The organism is Microbacterium endophyticum, assembly GCF_011047135.1.
GTDB lineage: Bacteria > Actinomycetota > Actinomycetes > Actinomycetales > Microbacteriaceae > Microbacterium > Microbacterium endophyticum.
Map to the genome: position 1 here is coordinate 1639679 of NZ_CP049255.1, position 25204 is coordinate 1664882.

The window sequence follows — 25204 nt, forward strand, 5'->3', positions numbered from 1 at the left end:
TTAGGCCCGACCGCGGCGCATCGCCAGTACGATTCCAAGAGCTAGAGCAAGAAGCGCAATGAGGGTGGCGATCGCCAACATGTCGTTGCTCGAACCTGTTGTGGCGAGATCGCCGTCGGCCGATACCGGAATCACTGTGACCTCAACGCTCTGGGTTTGGGTGCCACCTGGCCCGGTGGCCCTGATCGTGAAGCCGTAGGTCCCTTCTGCCGTGGGCACTCCCGAGAGCAATCCGGATGCAGAAACCGTCAGCCCCGGCGGAAGACCCGGGGTGGGAAGCGCGGCACCCACAGACATCCCCATCGAGCGCGGCCCGTCAAGGCTCAGTGCCCCAGCTCCCGCGGCGACGAGCCACGTGAACGGTCCGGTTCCGGTTGCAGTGAACTGGAAGTTGAATGGTTTGCCCTCAACCACGTCCACGATCGTCGCCGACGACGTAATAACAGGAGGCACAGTGTTAGCCGCGGTCACGCTCAACGTGATGTCTTTGGTTGTGCGACCGTTTTCATCGGAGGCCGCCAGGGTAAATGTGTAGGTTCCTGCGACTGTCGGAGTTCCAGACAAGACTCCGGAGTTGCTGAGGGAGAGGCCCTGTGGCAGCGTTCCAACTGTCATCGCCCACGTCACCGGCGCGGTTCCGGTCGCGGTGAACGTGAATGAATACGAATCGCCAACGGTCGCGACATCAGGCTCGCCCGATGTGATTACCGGCGGCAACGGGGCTGGGGTCACGACGAGCGTGACGTCCTGCGCCGCGGTTCCGTTGTCATCAGTGACAGTCACGGCGAACGTTGTACTTCCGACTTCAGCGGGCGTCCCAGTGAGCGCACCTGCGGCGCTGAATTCGAGCCCAGGGGGAAGAGTTCCACTAGTGACCGCCCAGCTCATCGGGGCGACGCCCGTCGCAGTGAACCCAAATGAGTAGGCCTCGCCGACGGTCGCAGACTGCGGTGAACCCGAAGTGATGACAGGAGGCGCTCCCACTGTGATGCTGAGTTCCACGTCTTCCCAACCCGCGAAGTTGGATGCCCGGGCGCTAAATGTCGAGGTGCCCTCTGACGTTGGTGTCCCTGAAATACCTCCATGGGAATCGAGCGAAAGTCCATCAGGAAGTGAACCGTTAGAGATTGTCCACGACACTGGCGCCGTGCCAGAAGCTGTGAGTGTGTAGGAATACTCGGCGCCGACTGTCGCCTTGGTCGGCGCGGAACTTGTAACCGTGGGAATCACAGTCCCAGACGCCTGCACGGTTTGCGAACCTGTGAGCGCCCACATCGAAAGCAGGCTCCCCGCCGAATCCACGGCGATGGCTGGCCACCATGATGAGGTAACGGAGAGATCAACTGCGTCTTCCCACGTCGCGCCGCCGTCTAGGCTTCTACGAACGAGTGCGTGGCGGTCAGCCGTAGCTGTTTCGGAGGTTGCCGCAACGAAAATGTTCTGTGGCCCAACGATCAAGCGTGGTGGGTCGTAGATTCCGTACGCGGCAGTGAAAAGCTGCTGAGACTCAGACCACGTGGTTCCGCTGTCGCTGCTCGAAGCTGAATCGACCCAGACAGTGCCGGATTCATCGGCGCGGTACCAGGAAGCGACGGTTGCGCCATCCGTTCCGGCGGCGATCGCCGCCATCCCCACTTCACCCTCAGCAGACACTCGAACAGGTGTCGACCAAGCGTCGGATCCACTGCGGCGCACCGACTCGATCGCGTAGACGTCGGCGCTGATGAGCACTGAGGATGCGAGGAATGAAGAGCCATCGGCGGCGACTTCTACGGCGGGTGCTAGGTAGGGGTTCCATCCTGGCCCAACGACTTCAGTAGCAGCCCATGTCGCGCCGAGGTCGCGGCTTGTCGAAGTGGCAACTGACGACGTGCCGGCGTTCGTTTGCTGCCATGCGACGACAACGATGCCAGCGTTTGCATCGGCATCGGAGTATGTCAGTCCGCCCGCATTCGCCGCAATCTGCTGCGGCGCGCCCCAGCTCGTGCCTGAGTTGTTGCTCCACGAAGCGCGAACGAGGTAGCTCGGAGAGGGCGTCGTCCACACGATCGCAAATACGCCCGATTGCGGCGAAACAATGTGGGGCTCGTTCGCTTTGTCTGAGCCCGAAACGACGGTTGGTGCCGACCAGGTCAGGCCGCCATCTGCGCTCACAGCGGATGACAGCTGGAGCGTGCTAGAGGTCGTCCAGATGACGACTGCTTTGCCGCCCTCGTCGACTCCGAGATCGAGAGATGCCACGGTGCGCGAGCCGGTGCTGGCGATCAGTACTGGCGTTGACCATGTCTCGCCCGAGTCAGTACTCCGAGCGCCCCACACCTGCTTGCGGGCAGTGCTTTGCCATACCGCTACGGCGGAACCGTCGGCGACGAACTCGACACGGGGCGAGTACCCGGCGGACGGCGAACCCGAAACGGTCGCTGGATCGTTCCACCCCTCGTAGGCCCGCGCAGGTGCGCTCGCTGTTGCTGCAAGAAGCACTGAGATGAGGGCAAACGAGACGACAGCGAGACGCAATTTGACGGCCGATACATGGGTGGGGGTTAGCGAAGCCACGAGAAAACCTCTCTGAGAGGCCTCCGGAAAGCGTGCTGAGGAGGCCTGACATTCAAGGTCTACTCGGCTCGCGAGGCAGAAGGAAACCGGCCGCCGCAAAAGGTTCGTTCTGCGCCTATGCGGCCTCGAATGTCGAGAAGGTACAAGCGAATCGTCGCAGATCTCCCTCCGATACTGTGATCATTCCATAAAGCGTTTGTCGCTTTGTTGTGGCACTCCTACTGTCGTCAGTGACTTTCCTGTCACACGCATCAAGGAGTGATGTACATGGCTGACGCCGTTGTCCGTTCATCTACGCCCGCACGCAGCAAGCGCACACCTGCGGGCGGCGCACCCACTGCGCCCCACAGCGCCGCGCAGGCTCACGAGCCTCGCATCAACATCCAGCAGGTCAACGATCTGCTACTTGGTAAGTGGGCAGAAACCCGACGTGAGGCACGGGCCATGGTCAAGGACCCGGCCTTCTGGCAGGTCGAGGGGCTCACGGTCGCGGAGCACCGAGAGCGCGTGTTTTCGCAGCTGCATCTGCTCGTCGACGCCGGGGGATCCCGCCGCGCATTTCCGAAGGAGTACGGCGGGCTCGAAGACAACGGCGCCAACATTGCCGGTTTCGAGGAATTGGTGCTGGCTGACCCGAGCCTCCAGATCAAGTCTGGCGTGCAGTGGGGGCTGTTCGGTGCCGCTATTCATCAGCTCGGAACGAAGAAACACCACGATAGGTGGTTGGCAGATGTGATGGACATGAGTCTGCCCGGCGCATTCGCGATGACCGAGACCGGTCACGGCTCCGACGTTGCGGCCGTCGGAACGACAGCAACGTATGACCCGGAGACAGAAGAGTTCGTCATCCATACTCCGTTCCGCGGAGCGTGGAAGGACTACCTCGGAAACGCGGCCGTGCATGGCCGCGCGGCGACAGTGTTCGCCCAGCTCATCACCGGGGGTGTGAACTATGGCGTGCACTGCTTCTTCGTGCCGATTCGTGATGACGAAGGCAATTTCCTCGATGGCGTCGGCGGCGAAGACGACGGGGTCAAGGGTGGGCTGAACGGTATCGATAACGGTCGTTTGCACTTCACGCAGGTTCGCGTGCCACGCGAGAATCTGCTTAATCGCTACGGCGACGTCGCGGCTGACGGGTCGTACTCGAGCGATATCGCGAGCCCGGGACGGCGCTTCTTCACGATGCTCGGCGCTTTGGTACAGGGCCGCATCTCGCTCGACGGGGCGGCGACATGGGCTTCGGCTCTCGCTATGACGATTGCTGTCACCTACGGAAATCAGCGCCGCCAGTTCGATTCCGGCTCTGGCACGCCCGAGATCGTGCTGCTCGACTACGGAAAGCACCAGCGTCGCCTCTTGCCACGACTCGCGACCGTTTATGCGCAGGCATTCGCGCACGAAGAGTTCTTACAGAAATTCGATGGTGTTTTCAGCGGTGAGCGCGATACTCCGGCTGAGCGCGAAGACCTCGAAACCCTCGCGGCAGCGCTCAAGCCACTGTCGACTTGGAATGCTCTCGACACGATTCAGGAGGCGCGCGAGGCGTGCGGCGGTGCGGGTTTCCTCGCTGAAAACCGCTTGGTGAGCCTCCATCACGATCTCGATGTCTACGCGACCTTCGAGGGAGACAATAACGTCTTGCTTCAGCTCGTCGGTAAGCGGCTCTTGGGTGACTACGCCAAGCAGTTCAAGGGCAAGGATGCGGCGGCACTCGCTCGTTTCGCTGTGGGACAAACCGCAGGCAATCTCTTCCATGGCGCCGGCCTCCGGCAGTTGGGCCAGGCGGTTTCCGACTTTGGCTCAACCGCCCGTGCTGTCGAGCACGGCCTTCGCGTCGAACAACAGCACGAATTGCTTGCGGGTCGCGTGCAACAAACCGTCGCTGATATCGCGGCAAGGCTCCGCCCGGCATCCAAGCTCTCGAAGTCCGAGGCGGCGGCCCTCTTCAACGAGAACCAGACCGAACTGATCGAAGCTGCGCGCGCACACGGAGAACTGCTCCAGTGGGAGGCGTTCACCGACGCGATCGAGCGAGTAGAAGACCCTGCCACAGCTCAGGTCCTCACCTGGGTGCGGGACCTCTTTGGACTCTCTCTGATCGAAAAGCACCTCGCGTGGTATCTCATCAACGGCCGACTTTCTGCGCAGCGCGCGGAAGCTGTGACCCGGTACATCGCTCGCCTGTGTACGCGGCTTCGCCCGCACGCCCAGGATCTCGTCGACGGTTTCGGATACGAACCCGAACACGTCCGCGCACCAATCGCGTCGGGTGCGGAAGCCGCCCGGCAAGAAGAAGCCCGGGAGTACTATCGCGAACTCGCGGCGTCGGGCAACGCTCCCGTTTCGGAGAAGTCTCTCCACAAGAAGTAACGGTCTACCCGCACATCCACCACCCGCGATACTGGGATCGTGGATGTGCGGGTAGATGAAGCTGGTAAGGCGCGATGCGCGTGGGTTGGCGAGGATGTCGAATACCGTCGCTATCACGATGAGGAGTGGGGCCGACCTCTGCACGGAGATCGTGCGCTTTTTGAGAAGCTCAGCCTCGAAGGTTTTCAAGCGGGGCTGAGCTGGATCACCATTCTGCGCAAGCGCTCGCGGTTTCGCGAAGTCTTTGAGCGGTTCGATCCCGACACTGTGTCGAATTTCGGCTCCGACGATATCGAACGTCTGATGACGGATGCCGGGATCATCCGCAACCGAGCAAAGATCATCGCCACCATCGGGAACGCGCAGCTGGTGTCGCAGATGGTGCCGGGTGAGCTTGACGACTTCCTGTGGTCGTTCGCGCCAGAGCGCCCACAGCCGCGCCCGCAGTCATTCGCCGACGTTCCCGCGACGACTCCGGAGTCGGCAGCAATGAGCAAAGCGCTCCGCAAACGGGGATTTCGATTCGTTGGGCCGACGACGATGTACGCCCTCATGCAATCAGCGGGAATGGTCGACGACCACGTCGCGGGGTGCTGGCGCGCAGATTGACCTCAGCGGCCGGCGTCAAAAAGGTGATGGCCGCCGTGCCCGAGCACCTTCACGACGACGCCACGGTTGTGGAGTTCAGCAACCGTGCGGGTTTCTTCGTCGATATCGCGCCCCAGAGCGTGCACATTCGAAACGACGAGAACGTCACCGTGCTGCAGGGTTCCGAACAGGCGAACGAGCCGCTCCTCCCAGCTCTCCATCGTTTCTGGCGACGGATGCCGGAAGCCTTCGATGGGCACGCCGAAGCGAGTGAGTTCGTTGCGTTGAGTCACAACGGACGGCATATCGTCACGGGCAATGACGAGCCCGACAAGGCGGGAACCCGCGGGGCGTGCGCGCCACCACGTGTTGTCGTCTTCGATTTCGCGAAAGCACTTTGGGCATTCCGCGGCAATGTGGGGGAGATGAATGGGGCTGGTCTCGTGTTCGTGAGAAGCACCCCGATGAACGTCTCGGGTGTGCTGCATCCCCTGGCTCATGACGACTCCCTCTGTTGACACCATTCTCTCGTCTCGCATCTGGTTTTGGTTACTCTTCTTCGTCGTAGATTCTGAGCTCGAGGCTCAGCTGATCGGCATCGAGTTCAGCGAGTGCGTGTCGTAGTGCCGCTGTGCTGAATGTGCCGTCAGTTGACACCGTATTCAGGCGAGTTCGCATCGCCTCGATGAGTTGCACCCGCAGTTCGAGCATCTCGTGCGCGAGCGCGGATGCGTCGTCGTCGGGCGGCTCGGTGATACGAGAACCGGCACGATCGATGACGCCGGGTGAATATTCGGTGCCGTTAGGCCGGAGGAGGGTGGGGCTGCTCAGCGCCGTCACCGCTGCTCGGCGAAGCTCATCGTCGAGTCGAGTCTGTTCTTCGCGACTCACGTAAGTGGCACCCGAGCCCTCCATCTTCAACATGCGAACGACCGCTGGAAGCGACAGGCCCTGAACCAACAGGCTGCCCACGGCGACGAGGAATGCCACGAAGATCAAGAGCGCGCGGTGCTCGGCGTCACTCGGCAGGGTCTGCGCTGCAGCGAGGGTTACGACGCCGCGCATCCCCGCCCAGACGATGACGCTGCCATGTTTCCACCCGAGCGGCGTTGCCCGGTAATAATCAAGATCAGCAACCGCACTTGTCACGCGCCGACGAAGAAGCGACACGCGCCGCTTGTGTCGCTCGGGGTCGTTTGCGGGCCTGAGGGGTGGGCTTTCCTCCGACGCGACCCGGTCAAGGTGAGCGCTCAGTTCGGTGAGTCGGGTATGTCCGTGTTGCCAACGCTTAGCGCGCCGCCCCTGTTGCCAGATCAATATCGCAACATATGCGGCGCGCACCGCGAGCACGATTCCGAGAGTCGAGAGCGCAAGCCACGTGCCGTGCCAGAGCCCATCGTTCTCTTCAAGGTTGGCGCGGACGACCTCCTTCAAATCGAGTCCGATCAGCAAGAAGACACCACCTTCCAGCACGAGCTCGACGGTCCGCCAGTTGAGCGCATCCGAGAGACGTTGGTCAGGCGTGAACCATCGGGCAGCGCCTTGCCCCGTGATGATTCCGGCAACGACGGCCGCCACAAGGCCGGAGCCGCCGAGCGCCTCGGTGGGAAGATACGCCGCGAAGGGCACCATAAAGCTCAGCGCAGTGTTCGCCGCCGAGTGTGCAAGCCACCCGCGCACGCGCAGATTTATGAAGCCCACAAGAGCGCCGACGATGAGTGCCGAAAGCACGGCCCACGCGAAGCTACCGATAGCGAAACCGAACGAGAACCCGCCGGCGACCGCTGCGATGGCGGTTCGAAGGAGCACCAGCGATGTTGCATCGTTGAGGAGACTTTCGCCTTCGAGCATCGTCACGACGCGGGGAGAGATGCCGAGCTTCTTGACGATCGAGGTGGCGACGGCATCCGTGGGGCTGACGATTGCGCCCAGAGCTATGCCCATAGCAAGTCCGAGCCCGGGAATCGCCCACGCGAAAAAGAAGCCCAAGATGACGGCACTGACGACGACGAGCAAGACCGAGAGCCCGGCGATAGGTCGGAAGTCACGACGGAATTCGATCGCTGGTAGCGACACCGCCGAAGAGTAAAGGAGAGGCGGTAGGACGCCGACGAGTATCCACTCGGGATCAACGACGAAGCCGGGAAAGAACGGCATCAGTGCAATAGCCAGGCCCACGCCGACCAGCAGAAGCGGCCCCGCGACGCCAAGTTTCTGACCGAGGGCCGTTGTGATGGCAATCGTGACTATTGCGATCACCGCGACGAGCAGTATCTCCATTCGTCAGAGCATGGCAGAAAAGGCGATGAGTGTGCTTGGTGGCGTCGTCGTGTGCGGGCGCCACGGCCGAAATCCCCGGGATTCCGGGCCGCACGCGGTACCGTGAGGTCATGGCAGATCCGGCGTACTTCGATGACATCCTCTATCCGCCGGTCGAGCCATACGAGACAGGGATGCTGCCGGTCGGTGACGGAAACCGCATTTACTGGGAGCAGTCAGGAAACCCCGAGGGTAAGCCCGTCGTCTTCTTGCACGGTGGCCCGGGAGGTGGGACCTCAAGCTGGAACCGCCGCTTCTTCGATCCGGAAAAATACCGGATCATTCTTTTTGATCAGCGCGGCTGCGGTCAAAGCACGCCCCACGCGAGTGCCCCCGATGCTGACTTGCGATTCAATACAACGTGGCACCTCGTCGCCGATATCGAACTTTTGCGGCGCAACCTCGGAATTGCGAAGTGGCAGGTTTTCGGAGGCTCGTGGGGCAGCACGCTCGCGCTCGCCTACGCGGAAACGCACCCCGACGCCGTGACCGAACTCGTGCTGCGCGGCATCTTCACACTGCGCCGTCACGAATTGGAATGGTTTTACGAGGGCGGCGCCTCCGCAATTTTCCCTGACCTGTGGGATGACTACGTCGCTCAGATCCCGGTGCTCGAGCGTTCCAGAATGATCGAGGCGTACCACCGTCGGCTGTTTGATCCGGATCCGGCGGTACACATTCCCGCGGGTGTTGCGTGGACGCGATGGGAAGCGTCGACCGTGACACTGCTACCGAACGAAGAACTCGTGTCGGAGATGACTGAGGATGCCTCCGCGACAGCTTTTGCGCGCATCGAAAACCATTATTTTGTGCACGGCGGGTGGTTTCGCGAGGGCCAATTGATTGCTGATGCGCCTTCGATCGCGCACATCCCAACGGTGATAGTTCAAGGCCGCTATGACATGTGCACGCCCATCATGACCGCATGGGATCTGCACCGCGCGCTGCCGGATGCGGAGTTCATCGTCGTTCCGGATGCCTCACACGCATCGAGCGAACCGGGTATCGCGAAGGCGCTCCGCGCCGCAACCGATGGTTTTGCCGACTGACATCAGCTTTCTGCTGCGGAAAGCCACACGGCTTCAGCGGCATAGCGGGGAGTGGTGATCGGTTCGCCGCCGTCAATGGCCACGGTATTGGCGTTGAGGACGGTCACGGTGTGACCAACGTCGATGCCCACGTCGCTAATCGCCCGCAGGAGCTCAGGGTCTCGGTCGCTTACTCGCAGAATTCGGCCGGTGTGGCCCGCAGCGGCATCGCCGAGAAGTACGAAGCTTTCGCGATGCACGTGGCCGCTGGCATCCGGGATCGCGTCGCCGTGCGGATCGAACCGCGGCCGGCCAAGCCGCTCATCAATTCCTTCGAGAAGTCGGTCGCTGAGCGCGTGTTCGAGAACTTCGGCCTCGTCATGAACTTCGTCCCATGAGTAGCCGAATTCGCGAACGAGCCACGTTTCGATCAAGCGGTGGCGGCGAACCATTGACGCTGCTCGCTGCCCACCGGCATTCGTCAGCGAGATCGGCCCATACTTCCGATGCGTCACGAGACCGGCAGCAGCCAATTTTGCGACCATCTCGGTAACGCTTGACGGTGCGAGCGCGAGCACGATCGCAAGCTGGGATGGCGTGATGTGGTCGTCTTGCCACTCAGTGTGCTGGTAGATCGCTTTGAGGTAGTCATCGACCGCCGCGGAGGAAGGCATTGCCTGAGATTACCCGGTCTGGAACACCAGCCACAGTAGGAGCACGTTGAGCGCTATCAAGAACATCGCGGCGGCCACCCCCAAGATCGTGGTCGCGCGGGTGTTTCGGAACGCGCCGAGGACGTCACGACGCGCTGTGAGTGCGATGAGGGGCACAAGCGCGAACGGAATACCAAACGAGAGGACGACCTGGCTGAGCACGAGGGCGAGCGTCGGATCGAACCCGATGCCAAGGATCGCGAGAGCCGGCACCAGTGTGACGAGGCGGCGTGCCATGAGCGGCACGCGTACGTGAAAGAGTCCGTGCATGATCTCTGAACCCGCGTATGCGCCCACCGCTGTGCTCGCCAGTCCGCTGGCGAGTAGCCCCACGGCGAAGAGCGTGGCGATCGTTGGACCGATGCCATCGCGGAGGGCGGCGTACGCGCCCTCGAGCGTGTCGGTGCCGTCGACTCCGGCGAGATTTGCCGCGGCGAGAAGCAGCAGCGCGAGATTCACCGTGCCGGCGATTGCCATCGCGATCGTGACGTCCCAGCGAGTGGCGTGCAGTAACCGGCGGATGCGGGGCGCATCAGCGCGATACGCCGCTTGCGCGCTGTCGGACAGCGTGGCCGCGGGCGCGAATCGATCGCGACTCAAGGAAGAATGCACATAGATTGCGTGCGGCATGATCGTTGCGCCGAGGATCGAGGCGGCAAGGAGCACCGAGCCGGCACCCTCGAAACGCGGCACGAGCCCAGAAACGACACCGGCTGCATCGGGCGGCGAAACGAAGAGGCCCGCTGTGAACCCGATGCAGATGGCCGCGATCAGCCCCACAACGATGAGTTCGAACACGCGTGGGCCGCGCCGGACGTGCACGATCAAGATGACGATCGATACGGCGCCGACGATCGCACCGCCCCAGAGGAGCGGGAGACCGAACAGCAGGTTGAGCGCTACAGCTCCGCCGATGACCTCCGCGATGTCCGTTGCCATGGCGACGAGCTCCGCCTGCACCCAATACGCGCGTCGCCCCCAGCGATTGCGAAGGCGCTCTCCGAGTATCTCGGGAAGACTCTGTCCAGTCACGATGCCGAGCTTCGCCGAGAGATACTGCACGAGCCACGCGATGACGTTGCCGAGGACCACAACCCAGACGAGCAGGTAACCGAATGCGGCACCGGCAGACATGTTGCTCGCGACATTGCCCGGGTCGAGATAGGCAACGCCCGCGACGAGCGCAGGTCCGAGTAGCCAGACCGCGCGAGGCGGCCGTGCCTGGCTGTCGCCGCGCTGTGCTCCCGAGGAGCTCATCACGGAATTTTTCGGCATGCCGAAATCGTAGAGCATTTTTCGGTGCACCGAAATCGCGCGGGGTAGCGAAGCATCCGAGATAGCCTGTGGCGGTGCCAGAGGAGCAGAACGATCAGGATGCCGTCGAGGCGACGATTCCCACTCACGGTGTCGGTCCGTGGCCCGGCGGTTCAGACGAGTGGCCCGAGGACCCGCGCTTTGATCGCGAGCTCTTGGAGTTTGGAGACACGCGAAACGTCATCGACCGCTATCGCTACTGGAGCATGACAGCGATCGTTGCCGACCTCGATGAGAAGCGGCATCCGTTCCATGTCGCCATCGAAAACTGGCAGCACGACATGAACATCGGTTCCATCGTGCGAAGCGCAAATGCTTTTCTCGCCGATACCGTGCACATCATCGGGCGAAGGCGTTGGAATCGTCGCGGCGCGATGGTGACCGACCGCTATCAGCATGTGCTCCACCACGAGGACGTCGCAGCGTTCGTCGCCTGGGCTGAGTCGGAGTCGCTTCCGATCGTGGCTGTCGATAACGTGCCCGGCTCGGTGCCGGTGAATCACGCTGAGTTACCGGAGCAGTGCGTACTGCTCTTCGGGCAAGAAGGGCCCGGGCTTTCCGATGAGGCCGTTGCTGCGGCATCCGGCGTCGTCGAAATCACTCAGTACGGCTCGACCCGCTCGATAAATGCATCGGCTGCGGCGGCCGTCGTGATGTACGAATGGTGTCGTCGATGGGCTGCTGCCAACTAACGACGCTCTGAGTGGTGTGCGGCTACGCAGGAGCGTGGGTCCACGCCGTTCCACGTACGCGGAGGCCGAGAGTGATGAGCCGCGCGAGCATGAAAATGCCGAAGAAGGCGGCCGACAACCACGCCAAGCCGGCGGCACCAACCGCGTCGACGAACGCAAGCAGGATGAGCATCGGGATAAACGGGATCAGGTTCATGAGGCCGGCTACGGCCAGATATTTGCCGTCGTTTGCCCCGATCAGCACGCCATCGAGGACGAACACGATGCCGCAAACGGGCTGGGCTACGGCCAAGACCAGCAGTGCGGGTTGAATGAGGGCAGCGAGAACCGGATCGCCGGTAAAGACAAGGCCGATCACACCTGAAAGCGCCGCGACACCTGCGCCTACCAGCACACCGAACCACGCACCCCACGCCACAGTGCGCCCCAAAACCCGCTGCACCTCCTGGGGGTTGTCGGCGCCGAGATACTTTCCGATCAGCGCTTGCGCCGCGATAGCGAGAGCGTCGAGGGCGAAGGCAGCGGTAGAAAAAATCGTGAACACGACTTGCCAGCCCGCAAGCTCTTCAGTTCCGAGCCCGGTGGCTACTCCGACCGTCGCAAGGAGCGCCCCGCGGAGTGTGACTGTGCGCAAAAACATCCAACCGCCCGAGCGCGCATTCGTGCGGATACCCGCTCCGTGTGGCCGAACCGATGCCGAGTGCTGGCGTGCAAGTCGACTGATCACGGCAACGTACGCCGCGACCATGCCCCACTGCGCAACAACGGTCCCGACCGCGGAGCCGGCGATTCCCCAGCCGAGCCCGTAGATGAACAGTGCGTTCATGAGGGCGTTGGCGGTAAAGCCGAATCCAGCGATCCACAGCGGCGTGACAGTGTTTTGGACGCCGCGAAGCAGGCCCGTTGCGGCGAAGACGATGAGCATCGCCGGAAGACCCCACATCGACAAACCGAGATAGGTCTCGGCATCGGCGGTGACGGCATCCGTCGCTCCGAACAAGCTCACGAGCCAGGGCGTCGTGAGATATCCGACGAGGGCGAGAACAAAGCCAAGTCCGAGGGCGAGCCACATGCCGTCTATTCCGGCGGACACCGCCCTTCCCGGGTCGCCGGCACCGAACCTGCGGGCGACGGCAGGTGTTGTCGAGTACGCCAAAAAGATCATGAGCCCGACGATGGTCTGCAGCACTGCCGAAGCGATACCCAGGGCCGCAAGCGGGGTCACACCGAGATGGCCGACGAGGGCAGCATCAACGATGAGAAAGAGCGGTTCGGCGACGAGGGCGCCCAGTGCGGGTACGGCTAGCCGCAAGATGTCGCGGTTGAGGGTGCTGCTCGTCGTAGCCATAGCTCGAGCATATTGATCCCCGCAGACGTCCCCGCAATGACCGTGCGAGTCGGGCGACGGAGCCAGCTCTCAGGGCTCGGGACTATCGTTGTGGCCATGACCGATTTCCCCCGTTCTGGTCTCGCGCTAGATGACGTGAGTCCAGAGATTCGCCCGCAGGATGATCTGTTCCGTTACGTCAACGGGCCGTGGCTCGAACGCACCGAAATCCCCGAAGACAAGGCGAGATGGGGATCGTTTCACCTCATCGCCGAACAGGCAGAGAGCCATGTTCGCGACATCATCGTCGAGTCGCGAGACGCTGAACCGGCAACTGAGGCCCGCAAGATCGGTGATCTCTTTTCAAGCTTTATGGATACGGCTCTCATCGCAGAGCTGGGTGCCGGACCGATCACGAGCCAGCTTGCTGTTGTCGAAGCCGTCGAGTCGATCCCGGCTCTGCTTCGCACTATCGGCGAACTTGAGCGAGATGGCATCAGTGGCCTCATCGACCTCTATATTGAGCCCGACCCCGGCAACCCGACTCGCTATCTCCCCTTCATCATCCAGGGTGGCATCTCGCTGCCCGACGAAAGCTACTTCCGTCTCGAAAACTTTGCCGACACTCGTGACGCCTACGCGTCACACATCGAGCGCATCTTGGCGCTCGCGGGTGTGGATTCTGCAGCCGAAGACGCCCCGCGTGTTGTTGCGCTCGAAACTGAGATTGCCTCGCACCACTGGGACAACGTCAAGAGCCGCGATGCCGTCGCAACGTACAACCTCAAGTCGTGGAGTGAACTCATCGAGCTTGCCGGCATCGACCTCTCACCATGGCTCGAGGGCCTTGCGCCCGGCTTCGAAGCGGCGTTCGGCGAGGTCGTCGTCTACCAGCCGAGCTTCGTCGCCGGCCTCGGGTCGCTTCTCGTTGAAGAACGTCTCGAGGAGTGGAAAGCGTGGCTGCGATTCAAGGTCGTGCACGCATCCGCGGCTTTTCTCGCAGATGAGTTCGTCCAGGAGAACTTCTCGTTTTACGGCACACAGATGACGGGCGTCCCCGTCAACCGTGAACGCTGGAAGCGCGGAGTGAGCCTCGTGGAAGCCGCCCTCGGTGAAGTGGTCGGCAAGGTGTACGTCGAGCGCCACTTCCCTCCGGCGGCCAAGACCGAGATGGACACTCTGGTCGCAAACCTCGTCGAGGCGTATCGGCAAAGCATCTCGACGCTGGAATGGATGAGTCCCGCCACGCGTGAGCGCGCTCTCGCCAAGCTCGACGCCTTCACGCCGAAGATCGGTTACCCAGTTCGGTGGAAGGACTACTCGGAACTCGAAATCGACGCCGCCGACCTCGTCGGCAACGTCCGCCGCGCGCACATCTTCGAACACAATCGCCAGCTGGCGAAGATCGGCCAGCCGATCGACCGTGACGAATGGTTCATGACGCCGCAGACAGTCAACGCGTATTACAACCCCCTCATGAACGAAATCGTGTTTCCGGCAGCGATTTTGCAGTACCCGTTCTTCGATGCTGAGCGGGATGCCGCCGCCAACTATGGCGGAATCGGTGCCGTGATCGGGCACGAGATCGGGCACGGGTTCGACGATCAGGGCAGCCGCTTCGACGGCGATGGCTCGTTGCGTGACTGGTGGACAGACGACGACCGCAGCGCGTTTGAGGAGCGAACGGCGTCGCTCATCGAGCAGTACAACGCGCTGTCGCCACGCGGGCTCGGCGAGGAACATACGGTAAACGGTGCCCTCACGATCGGCGAGAACATCGGCGACCTGGGCGGCCTCGGAATTGCGCTCCGCGCGTACGAAATCTCGCTCGACGGTACTGAGGCTCCTGTGATCGATGGTATGACCGGCATCCAGCGCCTCTTGCTGAGCTGGGCGCAGGTCTGGCAGCAGAAGGGCAGGGATGCCGAGACCATTCGTCTGCTCACGATCGACCCGCACTCACCGAATGAATTCCGCTGCAACCAGATCGTTCGCAACATCGATGCGTTCTACGACGCGTTCGATGTGACCGAGTCAGATGAACTCTGGCTCGACGCGGACAAACGCGTCACCATCTGGTGATACGCTCCCCACGCTCGTCCACCTCCGGCAGGAAGGAACCGCTCATGGGTACGTCCCCTGAGCCAACTCGCGGCACCGAGGCTCGCCGTGGAACCCGACGTGGCGAGGGGAGCAAGCTCTCGCGACGTAAGGCGCCGGGAAAACGGTCTTTCAGGTCGAGCCTGGCGGCGCTCGATGCGCTCGCCGCATCAGGAGCGCAGGTCTCGGTGCGGGTTACCGACCTGGACTCGGGCGAGGCGGTGCTCGTGGGCGATGACTATGTGACTCTCCCGGTCGCCGGCCTCGGAGTCGTGCCGTTGCTCGTCGAAGTTGCAGCGCAGTTCGAATCGGGAGCGCTTGACCCGCTCGACATCGTGGAGCGCGAGGGTCTCGAACCGGTCGATGTCGCTGGAATCTGGCAACACCTCAAGGCGCCGTCGCTTCCGCTCGTCGACCTTGCGGTGCTGGCCGCGGCTGCCGGCGATGCGCTCGCGACGAACGCTCTGCTGCACCGGGTGGGGCTCCCCGCGGTGCGCGCTCGCATTGAGAAATTGGGACTCACTCGAGCGGCCGTTATGGACGGATTCCGCGACCGTCGGGGTCCCGATGACGCGCCTCATGTCGCGCTCGGATCAGCCCGTGAGTACTCAGAACTCTTTGCGGCCCTCGTGAATTCGAAGGCAGTGTCAGCTGGCGTCAGTGCCCAGGTCTCAGAGTGGCTGAGTCTGAATCAAGACTTGTCGCTCGTGGCATCCGCAACAGGTCTCGATCCGTTTGCGCACTTCAATGATGCGCACGACCTGCTTTTCGTGAACAAGACAGGTCGCGACAGTGGTGTTCGAGCCGAAGCTGGTGTGCTCGGCGGGCCACGGGCGGGCGTCGCCTACGCGGTCATCGTCTGCTTCGACGACCTCTCGATCTCGCACCGGCTCCGCGCGCACGAAGCGTTGCGCACTCTCGGAGTCGAGCTCATGGAGTACATCTTCTAGCCCCCATGTCTCACTTATTCACCGTTGCGCATGCAATTTGCTGAATAAGTGAGACATCGTAAGAGGGGTGGGGGGCTTAGCTCTCGGGAGTCAGGGTCAACCAGCCGCTCTTGATGTTGTTCGCGTCGCTGAAGCTCAGCTGTACCGGACCGGTGTAGTCCAAACCCGTGATGCGTACCTGCTGCGGCTCGTCGCAACGCAGCGTGCCTTCTGTGAGTGTCAGCTGATCCGCGTCGACCTCAGCGGTCGTGAGTCGGTACCGCGCACTCGTTCCCACACACGCCCCATCGATCACGAGCGTGTCTTCGTCAATGACATCAGATGTGATTGACGCTGACGCTGGCACACCGTCCGGTCCGTCCGCCTCGAACAGCGCGCGGGCGACCTCGTCGTCGGTCGCGGGTGGCGTCGTGAAGGGGGTAGGGCTCGCGGCTGCGTCGGAATCGACGGCTTCGCTTGCTGTCGGGCTTGATGCCGGGGCCGCTGGCGACGCGGAACAACCTGCGAGGGCCGCAATGAGCGCGCTCACTGCCACAATGGGAACCACTTTTCGAAGCAATCGTTGAGTGTCCATCACTCAAGCTTTGCACCGTCGTGCCGCATCCACCTCGATCCGGATGGCACTCACAGGTGGGTTCCCTCCCCGCTCGGCTACACGAGTGGGGTGCCGTGGGTGTGGAAGGTCTCGATCGTCTTCATGCCCCACGCTTGACCCTTTTTGCGCTCTTCCTGGCTCCACTCCACGACGGGCTGGTCAGGGTCCAAGAGAAGACGCGCGCCGGCGTTCGCGAATTCGATTCGGTTTCCACCGGGCTCCCAGACGTACAAAAAGAATGTCTGATTGATCGCGTGTTTGTGGGGTCCCGATTCGATGTGGATGCCGTTTTCCAAAAAGATGTCGGCAGCTTTCAAGATGTCTTCGCGAGTGTCGGGCGCAAATGCGATGTGGTGCAGTCGGTTGCCGTGTTTCGTCCAGTCGTCGGAATAGACGACGTCGTAGGACTTCAGCGAGAAGTGGAACCACCAGGCCGCGAATTTGCCGTCGTCGTTGCGAATTCGCTCGCTTTCGCGACCGCCGACCGCCGCCGCGATGAACTCGCCATTGGCCTCGACGTCCTTCGCGAGGTAGTTGATGTGGTCCAATCGCCGCGCGTTCACGCCGTGGCCGGGAAAGCGTGAAGCTTGGTTCTTCAACGCTGGCTTATCGTCGGTCGCAACGTAGCGCTCGGTCTCGTAGTAGACCCCCATCGAGTGACCGTCGGGATCGCGGAACAGGTACGTCGGTCCCGTTCCGACTTCGCCATCAGCCCAGCCCTCGCCGAGCCCTGTCGCCTCGATTGCTGCAACGCGGCGATCGAGCGCCTCTTGCGACGTCGCGCGGAACGTCGTGAGCCCGACCCCGGCGGCATCTGATGCGGTGAGCTTGATCGTGTACAGCTCGTACTCGTCCCACGTGCGGAGGTACACCGAAGTCTCGGTCTCTGCCACGACGCGCATCGCGAGGAGATCTTCGAAGAACCAGCGGCTCTTGTCGAATTCAGGAGTGAGTAGTTCGACGCTGCCGATGTGGGCGATATCGAATGAAGTTGAGTGGGTCATGATGGGGTCCTCTCTGACGTGCATGACAGGGCTTCGGGGTGCTAGCTACAGGCGTGGCCGGGGAAAGACTGTGCCGTCGAAGATCTTCCGTGCTGTTCGCACCGACTGCGACGACGCGGTCCAGGTGCCATCGGCTGTGTGCTCGACACTCACCTGGGCCGGAAACATTCCACTCGGGTGTTCCACGGCGGTGAGGTCTGTCTCGAGCTGGGCGATGTCGTGCCCAACAGCACCCGGGATGCGGATGCCGGCGGCAACGGATGCTGCCATCAGCACACCGATCGAGGTGTGCACTCTGGTCGGAATGAATGCGCGGGTAGATATCGCGCCACCGTTTCGAGGCGGCGAGAGCAGGATCATCTTCGGGACGGTCTGCGCTTCGACGTCCCCCAGATTCATGCGGCGCCCAGCGATCATCCGCAACTGTTCCAGTGACTCATGCAAGTCAGTGCGCGATTCGAGATCTTCCGGAGACTCCGCGCCGCTGAGGCCGAAGTCGTCTGCACGGAGGAGGACAACCGGCATCCCGTTGTCGATCATTGTCACGCGGTGACCTGCGATCTCATCCACCACGTGACCGCTCGGGAGTAGTGGTTTTTCGCCACCAGATATCTCCAGTGAAATGAGCCCGGCGGTCCCGGGGACACCCGCGATCGCCGTGTCGCCGTCGTAGTCGGGCATGCCGTCTGAGGTTGAGAAAGTAGCTGTCGCGACGTCGCCGGTGTTCAGCAGCCGGATGCGCACCGATGCGGCGCTGCCCGTGGCTTCGATGAGACCACGTTCGATTGCAAACGGGCCAATTCCGGCCAGCAGATTGCCGCACGTCTGAGCGTCGGCGACGACAGGCTCATCTACCCCTATCTGCAAAAACAAGTAGTCGATGTCGATTTCGGGCGACGTGGAGCGCGAAACAATCGCAACTTTCGAGGTGAGGGGATGCGCGCCGCCCAGCCCGTCGATTTGGCGCGGATCGGGGCTTCCCATAATGCGCAGCAATAGATCATCACGTTGCTCCGAATCAGCGGGTAGGTCGTCCGACAAAAAGTACGCACCCTTCGATGTGCCGCCCCGCATGAGCATGCAACGGATGCCGCGGCGCTCTGCGTCAGCGACTGCCACTGTGATACTCCGCTTGAGTGAGGTACCTCACGCCGAGTTGGTCGAGAACTGGTCGCAGCTTGTTGATGTCCATGGAGATCTCGCCGGCTTGATAACGCGCCCGATTGGCCGCTTCTTTCGCAGCACGCGCCCGCGTGGCCTCGAGCGCCTCCGCTGCTCGGGTGCGCGGAACAATCGTGACACCGTCGTCATCGGCGACGACAACGTCGCCGGGATGAACGACAACGCCGTCGAGCACGATCGGCACGTTGACCGAGCCGGCGGTGTCTTTGACGGTGCCCTCTGAGCTGATGTGCGCAGTCCACACCGGAAACGTCATTGCTCGTAGTTCTGCGGTGTCGCGTACGCCGCCAGAGGTGACGTACGCGCACACGCCGCGCACCTGCATTTGCGTTGCCATGAGCTCGCCGATGAAGCCGTAGGGGGAATCGGTTACCGGGACGACAACGATCACATCGCCCGCTTGCGACTGCTCGATAGCGGCATGCACCATCAAGTTGTCTCCCGGCGCGACCATCACCGTGATGGCTGTGCCGGATATCGCAACATCACGCTGAATGGGTTTGATGCGTGGCCCGGCGTAGCCGACGCGGCCCATCGCTTCGTGAACGGTCGCCGAGCCGAACTCCGCGAAGGCCGCCGCAAGCTCGCGATCCGTGCGTTCGATGTCGGTGACGACGACGTGAGTCACTCGAGCACCCCGGTGACCTGCGGAAAGTAGCGTTCGTACGCCTCACCCATCGTCTCGTGCGTGAAGCCGAGGTTCGGTCCGGCATTGCGCTTGACCTGCACTCCGCGGCGCACTGCGAGGTCGGTGTAATACGACCACATGTGCTTTTGCGCGGGGAGGCACTCCATCGCGCTGCGCTTACGCGAAAAGGCATCAGTGATGTCGAGGAGGACGTTCGGTGTGAAGTGGCACTGCTCGGGCTGGTGAGGTTCGAAAAAGAACACCGGCGGCGCCCCGATGATCTCGTCTTTCGTGGGGAACGTGCCGTCAGAATTCGCTACCCCGATCGCTTGCGCAAGAACGCGAGCCTCGAGCGCCATCCGCGCAGCCGCCGGGTGGTCGCCGTTGTACGGATCGGCAAGTGGATGGGTGAGCACGACGGTGGGTTGAGTGCGCCGGTACACGTCGACGAGAGCGGAAACAGCGTCTGCGGATTCGCGAAGTGGGTAGTCACCGAGGTCGAGGAATTCGATCTCGGCGCCGAGCGCCGCAGCCGCCGCTTCTGCTTCGCCTCGACGCGTGGCTTTGATCTCTTCGAGCGATTTTCCCTGGAGCCATTGGCTCGCCGACTCGCCACGTTCGCCGTAGCTGAGGCACACGACGGTTGCGCGCTCGCCTCGCATCGTTGCGGCAGCTATCGCGCCACCCGCGCGCCACACGAAGTCGCCCGCATGGGCGCTGATGACAAGCAGTGCGGGGGTGGTTTCTGGCATGTTCGCTCCTGTCTGTCATCGATGGCAGCGACGAAGGGATCACGCCGGCTCGCATGCTCAGCGAATCACAATGTCATTGGAATGGTCAAGATATTGTTGACAATCGTGGCGACGAAAACCACTATGGACAGAGGTAAACCGCATCCGTATCGTCGCGGACAGGCCACTAGACAAGGAAGTCGAGGGTGACACCCATGGCACGCAACCTGCAGGAGCTACTGGATGAACAGGGCGGCATCGTCGAGATGCTCCGTAACTCCCAGCTCGGTACGTACATCTACCCCGTCGTTCCAGCGGAATTCAGCAACTGGCGTCGCGAGCAGAAGGCATGGCGCGAGACAGCAGTCCTCTATGACCAGACCCACCACATGGTCAACTTCTTCGTCTCCGGACCTGACGCGCTCAAGCTGCTGAGCGACACCGGTATCAACTCGTTTGCGAACTTTCCCGTCAACACGGCGAAGCAGTTCGTGCCGACGGCGTCCAACGGCGGAGTGATCGGTGACGGCATCCTCTTTCATGAGGCAGAAGGCGAGTATGTGTACGTGGGGCGCGCACCCGGTGCCAACTGGCTGCAGTTCCACGCCGAGACGGGTGGTTACGACGTCGAGTATCGCTACGACGACCGCTCCCCGTCGCGTCCCTACGGCGAAGCCGTGCACCGCGACTACTACCGGTTCCAGATTCAGGGTCCCAAAGCGTGGGACATCATCGAGACGCTCAACGGTGGCCCACTCGAGAAGGTCAAGTTCTTCCACATGGGAGAGATGACAATTGCCGGTGAGCACGTCCGCACCCTCCGTCACGGTATGGCGGGTGCCCCGGGCCTTGAGATCTGGGGACCCTATGAACAGCACAGCAAGATCCGCGCGGCCGTGCTGGAAGCCGGTCGTGAATTCGGAATCGAGCCGTGCGGTTCGCGTGCGTACTCTTCCAACACTCTCGAATCGGGTTGGATCCCCTCCCCGCTTCCTGCGATCTACACGAGCGAAGCTGAGCGGGCATACCGCGAATGGTTGCCCGCCGACAGCTATGAAGCAATCAACGCGCTCGCCGGGTCTTTCGTCTCCGACAACATCGAGGACTACTACCTCACTCCCTGGCAGCTCGGCTACGGCTCTTTCGTGAAGTTCGATCACGACTTCATCGGCCGCGAGGCTCTGGAGAAGATCGACCCGGACACGCAGCGTAAGAAAGTCACGCTCGCCTGGAACGATGAAGACCTGGCGAAGATCCTCACGAGTGTCATCGACCGTGACGGGGTCGGATACCAATTCTTCGACCTACCGAATGCGAACTACGGCTCCTCGAACTATGACGCTGTCATCGATGCCGACGGCAACATGATCGGTCTGTCGCTCTTCACCGGTATTACGGCCAACGAAAAGCGCGGGCTGTCGCTTGCCACGGTGGACCGCGACGTGCCCATTGGCGCCGAGGTGCGCGTCGTGTGGGGAGAGCCCAATGGCGGCTCGGAAAAAACGACTGTCGAGCCGCACGAGCAGATCGAGGTTCGCGCAATCGTGAGCCCTGTACCGTACGCCGAAACTGCACGTCAGGAATACCAGGGCGGATGGCGAACGAGCGGCGCTCTCTAGCTCACTGATCGGCCGGGCCGCCGCAGGCGACTCATCCGCCTATGTGGTCGTGCGCAGCACTCGCACGATACCTGCGAGGTGGGCGCGCGTCGCGACTTCGGCGGCATCCGGATCACGCGAGATGATCGCGTCGATGATGGCGATGTGTTCTGGGGCGGACTGTGTTGCCCGGCCCGGGTGAAACGCGAGTCGAAACTGATGGCGGGCAGACTGAGCGCGCAGCCGCTCCAGAAGTTGCATCGCTGTGGCGTGCCCGCTCAATTCGCGAACGCGACGATCAAGCTCTTGATTGAGTCGCGAATACTCGACGAGATCACCGGAACGAACGGCATCCTCTATGTCGCCGCGCAGTTCCCGGAGCACTGCAATGTCGTCGTCTTCAATATTTTCAGCGGCTTTCCGCGCGCAGAGCGACTCTAAGCCGACCCGTACTTCGACGATCTCGATTGCCTCGTCGACAGTGATGGCGCGCACCCGCGCTCCACGATTGGGGAGCCGCTCAACGAGTCCTTCGCCCGCGAGGGTCAGCAGTGCTGTGCGAACCGCCGCGCGCGTTTCGCTAAAACGCTCGCTGAGGTCCGCTTCGATCAGGCGTTGATGCGGTGCGAAGTCGCCGCCCAGTATCGCTGTGCGAATTCTTTGCGCCAGATCAGCCGGACCTGCTGTGTCGAGATCATCGGTGACGGAGGTGCTCGTCATCGCCCTCTTCTTTCCCGCTGGCCGCCCGTGTGACAGTGTGTCAGCGCATCGTTGGCACTATTGTCGCCGATTTTCGCGACAATCGGGACGATGTGTCAGAGCGCGGATGCCTCACGCACAGCGAGACGCCACGTGGCATCCGGGATTTCGCCAACTGTAGCGACGGTAACAGCGCGTGCGGCTGCGGCTCGAGGCTCGATGTGGGCCACGCATCCGTGCGTCGCTTCGATGCGCACCGCAACGCCATGCGGGCGAAGCACGGTCATGAGAGCATCGGCGATCTGTTGGCCGAGCCGCTCTTGCAACTGTGGCCGGCGAGCTGCCACCTCGACGAGTGTCGCAATCCGGCTGAGGCCCGCGATGTGATGGCTTGGTGCGTAGTAGACGTCGACAGTGCCGTCAAAGGGCAAGAGATGATGTTCGCATACTGAGCGAAACGGGATGCCGGTGAGCCCGACCAGCTCGCCAGGATGTTCGTTCTCGGTGAGCGCTACCGGCGCACCGAGGGCTGCGGCGGGGTCGACGCCGAGGCCCGAGAAGAGGTCGAGCATGAGATCTGCGACCCGCTCCGGAGTGCGGAGGAGTCCGAGGCGGTTGGCGTCTTCGCCGACTGCCAGCAAAAGCTCGCGCACCGCAGAAACCGCGCGATCACGGTCGGTGCCCACCGTCGATGTCATGGTCATGGGGTTACCTCGCTCCCTTCCAATCGATCGATGAGTGCGAGCCCATTTCGTGCCCACTGAATCTCACCGAGGGCTCGTTCGACGAGTCCTTCATAGGCGAAGCGCTTGTACGCGATCGTGCGCTCGCGGTCTTCTTCTGACGTCACAGCAAGCCGTCGCAGCAACATCGGATTGTCTACCGCGTCGATGCGACGAATCTCGCCCTGCCACTGCTCCAGCTCGCTTTCCCACTGCGCAAGGTGCGCGCGAAGAAAAGCGCGAGCCGCTGTGGGGGTGCCAGCTTCGAGATAGGCGGCACGAAGATGGGCGGGATCGCGAACTCTTTGATACTCCGGCGGCGACGCCATCCAGTCGAGAAAGGCCTGCTCGCCTGCGGGAGTGATGTGGTACATCCGCCGCGTGCCGCGCTCGCCGCGTGCTTGCTCTTCGCCGTGGATGAGGCCTTCCTCTTCCATCTTTCGAAGCGCGGGGTAGATCTGTGAGTCCGGAGCGTGCCAGACGTGGCCCACCGAGACGCTGAACTGCTTTTGCAGGTCGTACCCGGACTGCGGGCCCACTCGCACGAGCGCGAGGAGTGCATATCGCAGACTCATTTCGCTCCTATTCTTGCTGGCATCGACGAACGAGGTATGTGCTGATGATGCCAGGAGGGTCCCGTGCAAAGCGCCCGGGACCCTCCTGGCATCTGACGTGCTGTTAGTCGGTGTAACCGGTGCGCCAGCCACCCTGGTAGGTCTGGCGTGCGACTGTCGAATACGGCACGGGGCTCACAACGACGCGAACCTCGGTCTGTTCGTGCTTTTCAACGGATGCCTTCGACGTGCCGCCGTTCGGCTCGCCCCAGACAACTTTGAGCTCGGTTCCCTCGGGCACGTCGTGGTCCACGACTCCGAGTGACAGACCGCGCTTTTCGTTCGCGCTGTAGCCGGTGAACATCGAGAATCCGACGACGGAACCGTCGGCATCCACGATCGAGTCGTAGTTTGCGGAACCGTAGTTTGCGAGGGGAAGGTCGAAGAACTTGTAGTTCGGACCTTCGACGTTAAGGAGCGATCCCCACACCTTCGTGAGGTCTTCAGCGTTCCACGCGAGCGTGACCTTCTTGCGCTGCGTTCCGGGGTCGACCTTCTCGAGTGCGTCGCGCCCGATGAAGTCGTGATCGAACTTCACGAACGAGCCGTAGCCGAGTTCCCATGGGGTGAGGTAGTAGTCCTCGATGTTGTCAGAGACGAACGAGCCCGCAAGGGTTCCCGTGGCTTCGTAGCTGTCGGTTCCCAGCCACTCGCGATATGCGCGCTCCGGCTCTCCGGTGTAGATCGCAGGAAGCGGCGACGGAATCCAACCTGATTCCAGAGTGTTCGACGGGTACGCGCGTGAACCGACCGGCACGAGACCGAATTCGACTCCAGCTTCGACGATTGCGTCTCGGATCTGCTTGTGGTCGGCGTACGGTCCCCAGATTTCTAGGCCCGGGGCTCCTGCCATGCCGTGGCGAAGCGTGCGGACCTCCTTGCCGGCGATCGTCATGGTCGCCATGTTGAAGAAGCCGATCTTCTCCAGCGGGCCACCGTTAAGCTTCTCGATGACGGCCCACGCGTTCGGGCCCTGGATCTGGAAGCGGTAGTACTTGCGAGAAACTGCGTCGCCGTAAGGCCGTGAAGGTGACCTGCGGTCAGCCGAGATGTCGAGGTTTTTGTAGCCACCGGTCTCACCGTGAAAGAGGAGCCAGTTCGACGCGGGAGCGCGACCGACGTAGACATACTCGTCTTCGGCTTCGCGGAAAAGGATGCCATCGCCGATGACGTGACCTGACGAAGTCGTCGGCACGTACTGCTTGGCCTTGTTGACGGCGAAATTCGCGACCGAGTTGATAGCGGTGTCGCTGATCAGCTTGATCGCATCGGAGCCCTTGAGGAACACGTTGTCCATGTGGTGCGACTGGTCGTACAACACGGCGGTGTTTCGCCATGCCTGCTGTTCCTTGATCCAGTTTTGGAAGTCGGCGGGAACGACGGGGTAGATGTACGAGCCGATCTGCGAATTGCGCAGCAGCTCGACGGGATTTTTCCCGTTGATGAGTTCCTGAAGATTGTTTGCCACGGG

The 25204-nt window shown here is 62.2% G+C and carries 22 protein-coding genes; 7 read left to right on the forward strand and 15 right to left on the reverse strand.

Features of this window, described 5'->3' with window-relative positions:
* Nucleotides 1–2556 (reverse strand): putative Ig domain-containing protein, encoded by a 2556-nt coding sequence (locus G6N83_RS07610; protein WP_165140858.1) that lies wholly within the window; start codon nt 2554–2556, stop codon nt 1–3.
* A 267-nt stretch (nt 2557–2823) separates the two neighbouring features.
* On the opposite strand from G6N83_RS07610, the gene G6N83_RS07615 reads away from it, so the two are divergent.
* Both G6N83_RS07615 and G6N83_RS07620 read left to right on the forward strand, forming a co-directional pair.
* Nucleotides 2824–4929 carry an acyl-CoA dehydrogenase family protein gene (locus G6N83_RS07615; protein WP_165140860.1) on the forward strand — a complete coding sequence of 702 codons (2106 nt, stop codon included), beginning with the start codon at nt 2824–2826 and terminating at the stop codon, nt 4927–4929.
* 39 nt (nt 4930–4968) lie between these two features.
* Nucleotides 4969–5538: a DNA-3-methyladenine glycosylase I gene (locus G6N83_RS07620; protein ID WP_165140862.1), complete on the forward strand. Its 570-nt coding sequence runs from the start codon at nt 4969–4971 to the stop codon at nt 5536–5538.
* Nucleotides 5539–5540: 2 nt separating this feature from the next.
* On the opposite strand, the gene G6N83_RS07625 is transcribed toward G6N83_RS07620, so the two are convergent.
* Both G6N83_RS07625 and G6N83_RS07630 read right to left on the reverse strand, forming a co-directional pair.
* Nucleotides 5541–6005, reverse strand: a complete 465-nt coding sequence (locus G6N83_RS07625; RefSeq protein ID WP_165143273.1) for a recombinase family protein — start codon at nt 6003–6005, stop codon at nt 5541–5543.
* 61 nt (nt 6006–6066) lie between these two features.
* A complete protein-coding gene (locus G6N83_RS07630) occupies nt 6067–7797 on the reverse strand; it encodes a cation:proton antiporter (RefSeq protein ID WP_165140864.1) in 1731 nt (576 codons plus the stop codon).
* Between the two features lie 110 nt (nt 7798–7907).
* Between G6N83_RS07630 and pip the strand changes: the two genes are divergently transcribed.
* A complete protein-coding gene (gene pip / locus G6N83_RS07635) occupies nt 7908–8885 on the forward strand; it encodes a prolyl aminopeptidase (protein WP_165140866.1) in 978 nt (325 codons plus the stop codon).
* Between the two features lie 2 nt (nt 8886–8887).
* Here the strand turns inward: pip and G6N83_RS07640 are convergent, their stop codons facing one another.
* A complete protein-coding gene (locus tag G6N83_RS07640) occupies nt 8888–9538 on the reverse strand; it encodes a metal-dependent transcriptional regulator (protein WP_165140868.1) in 651 nt (216 codons plus the stop codon).
* Between the two features lie 9 nt (nt 9539–9547).
* Entirely contained in the window at nt 9548–10852 is a 1305-nt protein-coding gene (locus G6N83_RS07645; protein ID WP_165140870.1) for an Nramp family divalent metal transporter, read from the reverse strand.
* A 74-nt stretch (nt 10853–10926) separates the two neighbouring features.
* Here G6N83_RS07645 and G6N83_RS07650 point away from each other — a divergent pair, with 74 nt between their 5' ends.
* Nucleotides 10927–11583: a TrmH family RNA methyltransferase gene (locus tag G6N83_RS07650; RefSeq protein WP_165140872.1), complete on the forward strand. Its 657-nt coding sequence runs from the start codon at nt 10927–10929 to the stop codon at nt 11581–11583.
* 22 nt (nt 11584–11605) lie between these two features.
* Here the strand turns inward: G6N83_RS07650 and G6N83_RS07655 are convergent, their stop codons facing one another.
* On the reverse strand, nt 11606–12931 hold the full coding sequence (locus G6N83_RS07655; protein ID WP_165140874.1) for an MATE family efflux transporter: 1326 nt from the start codon (nt 12929–12931) through the stop codon (nt 11606–11608).
* A 96-nt stretch (nt 12932–13027) separates the two neighbouring features.
* Here G6N83_RS07655 and G6N83_RS07660 point away from each other — a divergent pair, with 96 nt between their 5' ends.
* Nucleotides 13028–14992, forward strand: coding sequence for a M13 family metallopeptidase (locus G6N83_RS07660; RefSeq protein ID WP_165140876.1), 1965 nt, complete (start codon nt 13028–13030; stop codon nt 14990–14992).
* Between the two features lie 44 nt (nt 14993–15036).
* On the forward strand, nt 15037–15960 hold the full coding sequence (locus tag G6N83_RS07665) for a serine hydrolase (RefSeq protein ID WP_165140878.1): 924 nt from the start codon (nt 15037–15039) through the stop codon (nt 15958–15960).
* Between the two features lie 76 nt (nt 15961–16036).
* Here the strand turns inward: G6N83_RS07665 and G6N83_RS07670 are convergent, their stop codons facing one another.
* From G6N83_RS07670 to G6N83_RS07690, 5 genes are all read right to left on the reverse strand, one after another.
* Nucleotides 16037–16534, reverse strand: coding sequence for a hypothetical protein (locus G6N83_RS07670; RefSeq protein ID WP_165140880.1), 498 nt, complete (start codon nt 16532–16534; stop codon nt 16037–16039).
* A gap of 77 nt (nt 16535–16611) precedes the next feature.
* Entirely contained in the window at nt 16612–17559 is a 948-nt protein-coding gene (locus tag G6N83_RS07675) for a VOC family protein (RefSeq protein ID WP_165140882.1), read from the reverse strand.
* A 45-nt stretch (nt 17560–17604) separates the two neighbouring features.
* On the reverse strand, nt 17605–18678 hold the full coding sequence (locus G6N83_RS07680) for a 4-oxalomesaconate tautomerase (RefSeq protein ID WP_241246131.1): 1074 nt from the start codon (nt 18676–18678) through the stop codon (nt 17605–17607).
* Nucleotides 18665–19369 carry a 4-carboxy-4-hydroxy-2-oxoadipate aldolase/oxaloacetate decarboxylase gene (locus G6N83_RS07685; RefSeq protein ID WP_165140884.1) on the reverse strand — a complete coding sequence of 235 codons (705 nt, stop codon included), beginning with the start codon at nt 19367–19369 and terminating at the stop codon, nt 18665–18667. The genes G6N83_RS07680 and G6N83_RS07685 overlap by 14 nt, the downstream gene beginning before the upstream one ends.
* Complete coding sequence (locus tag G6N83_RS07690; protein ID WP_165140886.1) at nt 19366–20121, reverse strand: PIG-L deacetylase family protein; 756 nt, start codon at nt 20119–20121, stop codon at nt 19366–19368. The genes G6N83_RS07685 and G6N83_RS07690 overlap by 4 nt, the downstream gene beginning before the upstream one ends.
* A gap of 194 nt (nt 20122–20315) precedes the next feature.
* Here G6N83_RS07690 and ligM (G6N83_RS07695) point away from each other — a divergent pair, with 194 nt between their 5' ends.
* The gene (gene ligM / locus G6N83_RS07695) at nt 20316–21719 is read left to right on the forward strand and encodes a vanillate/3-O-methylgallate O-demethylase (protein WP_165140888.1); all 1404 of its coding nucleotides are present in this window, start codon (nt 20316–20318) and stop codon (nt 21717–21719) included.
* 39 nt (nt 21720–21758) lie between these two features.
* On the opposite strand, the gene G6N83_RS07700 is transcribed toward ligM (G6N83_RS07695), so the two are convergent.
* The 4 genes from G6N83_RS07700 to ligM (G6N83_RS07715) all read right to left on the reverse strand — a co-directional run bounded on the left by G6N83_RS07700 (nt 21759) and on the right by ligM (G6N83_RS07715) (nt 25201).
* Nucleotides 21759–22418 (reverse strand): GntR family transcriptional regulator, encoded by a 660-nt coding sequence (locus G6N83_RS07700; protein ID WP_165140890.1) that lies wholly within the window; start codon nt 22416–22418, stop codon nt 21759–21761.
* 95 nt (nt 22419–22513) lie between these two features.
* Nucleotides 22514–23101, reverse strand: a complete 588-nt coding sequence (folE, locus tag G6N83_RS07705) for a GTP cyclohydrolase I (protein ID WP_241246133.1) — start codon at nt 23099–23101, stop codon at nt 22514–22516.
* A complete protein-coding gene (locus tag G6N83_RS07710; RefSeq protein ID WP_165140892.1) occupies nt 23098–23694 on the reverse strand; it encodes a PadR family transcriptional regulator in 597 nt (198 codons plus the stop codon). The genes folE and G6N83_RS07710 overlap by 4 nt, the downstream gene beginning before the upstream one ends.
* Nucleotides 23695–23797: 103 nt before the next feature.
* Nucleotides 23798–25201: a vanillate/3-O-methylgallate O-demethylase gene (gene ligM / locus G6N83_RS07715; RefSeq protein ID WP_241246134.1), complete on the reverse strand. Its 1404-nt coding sequence runs from the start codon at nt 25199–25201 to the stop codon at nt 23798–23800.
* Nucleotides 25202–25204 lie beyond the last annotated feature (3 nt).

Coding starts and splice junctions, on each gene's coding strand:
- G6N83_RS07615 (WP_165140860.1), top strand. CDS start 2,824: ATGGCTGACGCCGTTGTCCGTTCATCTACGCCCGCACGCAGCAAGCGC.
- G6N83_RS07625 (WP_165143273.1), bottom strand. CDS start 6,005: ATGCAGCACACCCGAGACGTTCATCGGGGTGCTTCTCACGAACACGAG.
- G6N83_RS07630 (WP_165140864.1), bottom strand. CDS start 7,797: ATGGAGATACTGCTCGTCGCGGTGATCGCAATAGTCACGATTGCCATC.
- pip (WP_165140866.1), top strand. CDS start 7,908: ATGGCAGATCCGGCGTACTTCGATGACATCCTCTATCCGCCGGTCGAG.
- G6N83_RS07640 (WP_165140868.1), bottom strand. CDS start 9,538: ATGCCTTCCTCCGCGGCGGTCGATGACTACCTCAAAGCGATCTACCAG.
- G6N83_RS07645 (WP_165140870.1), bottom strand. CDS start 10,852: ATGCCGAAAAATTCCGTGATGAGCTCCTCGGGAGCACAGCGCGGCGAC.
- G6N83_RS07655 (WP_165140874.1), bottom strand. CDS start 12,931: ATGGCTACGACGAGCAGCACCCTCAACCGCGACATCTTGCGGCTAGCC.
- G6N83_RS07660 (WP_165140876.1), top strand. CDS start 13,028: ATGACCGATTTCCCCCGTTCTGGTCTCGCGCTAGATGACGTGAGTCCA.
- G6N83_RS07665 (WP_165140878.1), top strand. CDS start 15,037: ATGGGTACGTCCCCTGAGCCAACTCGCGGCACCGAGGCTCGCCGTGGA.
- G6N83_RS07670 (WP_165140880.1), bottom strand. CDS start 16,534: ATGGACACTCAACGATTGCTTCGAAAAGTGGTTCCCATTGTGGCAGTG.
- G6N83_RS07675 (WP_165140882.1), bottom strand. CDS start 17,559: ATGACCCACTCAACTTCATTCGATATCGCCCACATCGGCAGCGTCGAA.
- G6N83_RS07690 (WP_165140886.1), bottom strand. CDS start 20,121: ATGCCAGAAACCACCCCCGCACTGCTTGTCATCAGCGCCCATGCGGGC.
- ligM (WP_165140888.1), top strand. CDS start 20,316: ATGGCACGCAACCTGCAGGAGCTACTGGATGAACAGGGCGGCATCGTC.
- G6N83_RS07700 (WP_165140890.1), bottom strand. CDS start 22,418: ATGACGAGCACCTCCGTCACCGATGATCTCGACACAGCAGGTCCGGCT.
- folE (WP_241246133.1), bottom strand. CDS start 23,101: ATGACCATGACATCGACGGTGGGCACCGACCGTGATCGCGCGGTTTCT.
- G6N83_RS07710 (WP_165140892.1), bottom strand. CDS start 23,694: ATGAGTCTGCGATATGCACTCCTCGCGCTCGTGCGAGTGGGCCCGCAG.